At 47.5% G+C, this 3,109-nt stretch carries 2 rRNA genes; both read left to right on the top strand.

Going from position 1 to position 3,109, the window contains the following annotated elements:
* The first annotated feature begins 17 nt into the window (after positions 1-17).
* Positions 18-2,899 (top strand): 23S ribosomal RNA (locus HGH91_RS30900).
* 85 nt (positions 2,900-2,984) lie between these two features.
* Positions 2,985-3,096 (top strand): 5S ribosomal RNA (gene rrf, locus HGH91_RS30895).
* Positions 3,097-3,109 lie beyond the last annotated feature (13 nt).

The raw sequence follows: 3,109 nt of genomic DNA, 5'->3' as shown, positions 1-3,109 counted from the left end.
TAAGAATACTAAAGATTTTTAAAGCGAATAAGGGCGCATGGTGGATGCCTAGGATCTAAGAGGCGAAGAAGGACGTGGTAAGCTGCGATAAGCTACGGGGAGATGCAAACGATCGTAACATCCGTAGATTTCCGAATGGGACAACCCGGCACGCTGAAGGCGTGTCACTCGAAAGAGAGCCAACGCAGGGAACTGAAACATCTAAGTACCTGCAGGAAAAGAAAATAAATAATGATTCCCTAAGTAGTGGCGAGCGAACGGGGAAGAGCCCAAACCGGATCGAAGCAATTCTATCCGGGGTTGTAGGACTACTTTTAGAAAGTCAGATCAAGTTGAATCATCTGGAAAGATGAGCCGCAGCAGGTGATAGCCCTGTAGACAGAAATTCTGATGGACGTGTAGTATCCTGAGTAGCGCGGGACCGGAGGAATCCTGTGTGAAACTGCCAGCACCATCTGGTAAGGCTAAATACTCCTTAGATACCGATAGTGAACCAGTACCGTAAGGGAAAGGTGAAAAGTACTCCGAACAGGAGAGTGAAATAGTTCCTGAAACCGTGCGCTTACAAGCGGTCGGAGCTCGCAAGAGTGACGGCGTGCCTTTTGCATAATGAGCCTACGAGTTACTCCTCACTGGCAAGGTTAAGGTCTTCAGTACCGGAGCCGCAGCGAAAGCAAGTTCTAACAGAGCGAATTAAGTCAGTGGGGGTAGACGCGAAACTTTGTGATCTATCCATGGGCAGGGTGAAGGTTAGGTAAAACTAACTGGAGGCCCGAACTCATTAGCGTTGAAAAGCTATGGGATGACCTGTGGATAGGGGTGAAAGGCCAATCAAACTGAGAGATAGCTCGTTCTCCCCGAAATGTTTTTAGGAACAGCCTTGGATATAGACGTGTTATAGAGGTAGAGCTACTAATTGGGCTAGGGGGCTTCACCGCCTACCAAACCCTAATAAACTCCGAATGCTATAACATAATCTCCAGGAGTGAGGCTGTGGGCGCTAAGGTCCATGGCCGAGAGGGAAATAACCCAGACTAACAGCTAAGGTCCCTAATGATATGTTAAGTTGAACAAACGCGGTTCAAATCCTAAAACAGCCAGGATGTTGGCTTGGAAGCAGCCATTCATTTAAAGAGTGCGTAACAGCTCACTGGTCGAGGGTTTGGGCACGGAAAATAATCGGGCATCAAACATATAACCGAAGCTTTAGGCCTAGTACGAAGGTACTAGACGGTAGGGGAGCATTCTAAACTGCATCGAAGGTGTGTTGCGAGACATGCTGGAGCGTTTAGAAAAGAAAATGTAGGCATAAGTAACGATAAATAAGATGAAAAATCTTATCGCCGTAAGACTAAGGGTTCCTGATCAACGCTAATCGGATCAGGGTTAGTCGGGTCCTTAGGCAAAGCCGAGAGGTGAAGCTGATGGCAAACTGGTGAATATTCCAGTACCTGCTATAAATTCGATGGAGTAACGGAGTAGTGAAAGGATCGCGCACTTACGGAATAGTGCGTTAAAGGGTGTAGTTATATTCTTGGTAGGTAAATCCGCCAGGGATGATGAACCTGATAGTACAGCAAAGCTTCGGCCGCGCTGATAGTATCCCTAATCAGACTTCCAAGAAAAACTTCTAAGGTTCGTTTATAGCAGCCCGTACCGCAAACCGACACAGGTAGTCGAGATGAGTATTCTCAGGCGCTCGAGTGATCCGTGGTAAAGGAACTAGGCAAATTGACGCTGTAACTTCGGGATAAGGCGTGCCACAGTAATGTGGCCTCAGTAAAATGGTACAACCAACTGTTTAACAAAAACACAGGGCCCTGCAAAATCGAAAGATGACGTATAGAGCCTGATACCTGCCCGGTGCTGGAAGGTTAAGGAAGGATGTTCGGAGCAATCCAAAGCTTCTGACTGAAGCCCCAGTAAACGGCGGCCGTAACTATAACGGTCCTAAGGTAGCGAAATTCCTTGTCGGGTAAGTTCCGACCTGCACGAATGGTCTAATGAGTTGTACACTGTCTCTACCACGAGCTCGGTGAAATTGTAGTATCGGTGAAGATGCCGGTTAATCGCAACGGGACGGAAAGACCCCGTGAACCTTCACTACAACTTAACATTGATTTTGAATGCCAGATGTGTAGGATAGTTGGGAGACTATGAAGCAGGTTCGCCAGGATTTGTGGAGTCATCGTTGAAATACCAACCTTCTGTTATTTAGAGTCTAATCCGGCAACGGAGACATTGTTTGGTGGGTAGTTTGACTGGGGTGGTCGCCTCCTAAAAGGTAACGGAGGCTCGCAAAGGTACCCTCAGTACGGTTGGTAATCGTACGCAGAGCGCATTAGTATAAGGGTGCTTGACTGTGAGGCAAACAAGCCGAGCAGGTGCGAAAGCAGGCTAAAGTGATCCGGTGGTTCTGTATGGAAGGGCCATCGCTCAAAGGATAAAAGGTACTCCGGGGATAACAGGCTGATCTCACCCAAGAGCTCATATCGACGGTGAGGTTTGGCACCTCGATGTCGGTTCGTCACATCCTGGGGCTGGAGAAGGTCCCAAGGGTTCGGCTGTTCGCCGATTAAAGTGGCACGTGAACTGGGTTCAGAACGTCGCAAGACAGTTCGGTCCCTATCTGTTGTGATCGTTAGTAAATTGAGAGGACATGACCTTAGTACGAGAGGACCGGGTCGTACGTACCGCTGGTGTATCTGTTGTGCCGCCAGGTGCAATGCAGAGTAGCTATGTACGGATAGGATAAACGCTGAAAGCATCTAAGCGTGAAACCTGCTTCAAGATGAGTTTACTTTTAAGGGCCGTCGCAGACTACGACGTTGATAGGTTACAGGTGTAAGGGTGGTAACATCGCAGCCGAGTAATACTAATTGCCCGTAAGCTTTAATTTTATTTTTATACTATGCAAAAGAGTTTTGAATACAACTTTCCCGATATGTTATCTTATTAGTTTGCTGTAACAGCAAAAAAGATCTTATGGTGGTTATGCCGAGGGTGTTCACCTCTTCCCATTCCGAACAGAGAAGTTAAGCCCCTCATGGCCGATGGTACTGCACTATCATGCGGGAGAGTAGGTAGCTGCCATACTTATTAAGAAAAG

This window comes from Chitinophaga eiseniae, from assembly GCF_012641265.1.
Lineage (GTDB): Bacteria > Bacteroidota > Bacteroidia > Chitinophagales > Chitinophagaceae > Chitinophaga > Chitinophaga eiseniae_A.
The sequence above is the reverse complement of the archived record's forward strand: the minus strand, read 5'-3'. Positions and strand labels throughout refer to the sequence as shown.